The 1,638-nt window shown below is 50.5% G+C and carries 3 protein-coding genes; all 3 read right to left on the bottom strand.

What is annotated here, in order from left to right; all coding sequences use genetic code 11:
• Nucleotides 1–220 precede the first annotated feature (220 nt).
• The 3 genes from NNN71_RS24505 to NNN71_RS24495 are packed head-to-tail and all read right to left on the bottom strand — an operon-like array spanning nucleotide 221 to nucleotide 1,293.
• Nucleotides 221–400, bottom strand: a complete 180-nt coding sequence (locus NNN71_RS24505) for a hypothetical protein (RefSeq protein ID WP_249022860.1) — start codon at nucleotides 398–400, stop codon at nucleotides 221–223.
• Between the two features lie 58 nt (nucleotides 401–458).
• On the bottom strand, nucleotides 459–980 hold the full coding sequence (locus NNN71_RS24500) for a rhodanese family protein (protein ID WP_163446244.1): 522 nt from the start codon (nucleotides 978–980) through the stop codon (nucleotides 459–461).
• A gap of 13 nt (nucleotides 981–993) precedes the next feature.
• The gene (locus NNN71_RS24495) at nucleotides 994–1,293 is read right to left on the bottom strand and encodes an ArsR/SmtB family transcription factor (RefSeq protein WP_271459570.1); all 300 of its coding nucleotides are present in this window, start codon (nucleotides 1,291–1,293) and stop codon (nucleotides 994–996) included.
• Nucleotides 1,294–1,638 lie beyond the last annotated feature (345 nt).

Below are 1,638 nucleotides of genomic sequence, written 5' to 3'. Positions count from 1 at the left end.
GAACGGTTAATTGTATTGGAAGCGCAGGTCTTTTTTGCTGTCAGCGTGCTAATGCTGATTTTATTGTGATTGTCGTCACTAATGGTGTTTTTATCTAACTGGAAGGTGTTTTTTTAGCATTAAACGCTGATGTTGTGTGTGGGAGGATATGCGTGATTTATGGGTAAACATTCAGTTTCGTGAGAAGGGGCGGTGAGGCTGGCTCACCGCGGGGGAGGTCTTAGCAAACGCCAAAGTCGCCTTCTTCACGATACGGGGCGACGTCATCGTTTTTCAGCGTGTATTGCTTACCGTGCTCATCGCTGGCCTGGACGGCCACGATGCGGTCTTCGTGTGCTTCAATAACCTTTAATTTCGGTCCGCCCATTTTCGGCTGAACCAGATCGCCAGGTGCAAACATCAACGTGCTCCTTTGTTATCTCTTGTCTTCATTAACGTTGCCGCAGCAGCGATAGTGCTTACCGCCTGTTCCACGGCATCACGGCTAGCAGGCGCGCCATACCGCAAAATCCGGTCATCCCGGCCAGGGTTAAGCCTGCGCCCACAAATGCACTCAGCAAGAAGAAGGCGCTGGATACGCTATAACCCAGTACGACGCCCAGTAAAATTAGCACGCCCGCGGCGATCTGTACCTGGCGCATAAGGGGTAGCGGCTGTGTTTTATCCTCGACCATCGGCAGACCCGCCTTTCGCCAGGCGTCGATTCCTCCGTCAACGATTTTGACTTCTGCTGGCGCGGCTGCGGCAACCAGTCGCGCTTCGTTGTTACGCGTGCGGTTGCCGGACTGGCAGTGAAAAATCACGACGCCACCGTCGGAAGAGGGTAGCGTTTGCCCTTTTTCGATAGCGCTGAGCGGGAAGGGGCGGGCCATGGGAATGTGTTCACGCACATACTCATCGGCATCGCGTATGTCGATGAGGGTGGCACCCTGCCCAATGAGCGTAAGCGCGGCTTGTGGGGAAAGATATTCAACGGTCATGTTCAGGTGTTCCTCAAGGGCAGAAAAGCGTTTTTAAGGTAGCGACGATCTGCCTCACCGCGTCGTTTTTAATCGAGTAGTGGATGCGTTGGGCAGCGCGCTGGCTGTCAATCAGCCCCTCCTCGCGCATGCGAGCGAGATGTTGAGACGTGGCTGACGGGCTTAAGCCGGTGACTCGCGCGAGCTCGCCGGCGCTGGTACCGGGGGCATCGCACAGCATGCAAAGGATCAGTAGCCTGTTGGGATTGCTCATCGCTTTCAGTAGCGTGGCGGCTTCACCGGCACGAGCCTGCAAAAAATCGATTTCGTTCATATCTTGCTTTAGTATTTGCTAAATTAAGTGAATGCTAAATCAACATTGTTCCAATGACAAGCCCTGTTGTTCGAAGATGCTCTTAATGCTTAGCGTGATTATTATCAGAATTTAAAAAGTCCAGAGGGTGATGGTGTTCGGATTATTCTTACTTTGATTCATGTTCAGCATTTTTTGTTACGCAGATAATCTGATGTCATGCCTTGTAGTGTTAATTTCGTTAAATTTTAAAAGGTGGTGTTAATAATTGTTGGCCGTGCATTTGACGCCGACACGTTGATAATCCTTTGTGGATAACATTTAGTGATAATTATCTATTTCTGCGAGTGAATAGAAGGTTCTTTT

This window comes from Kluyvera sp. Awk 3, from assembly GCF_028069715.1.
Taxonomy (GTDB): domain Bacteria; phylum Pseudomonadota; class Gammaproteobacteria; order Enterobacterales; family Enterobacteriaceae; genus Kluyvera; species Kluyvera georgiana_A.
The sequence above is the reverse complement of the archived record's forward strand: the minus strand, read 5'-3'. Positions and strand labels throughout refer to the sequence as shown.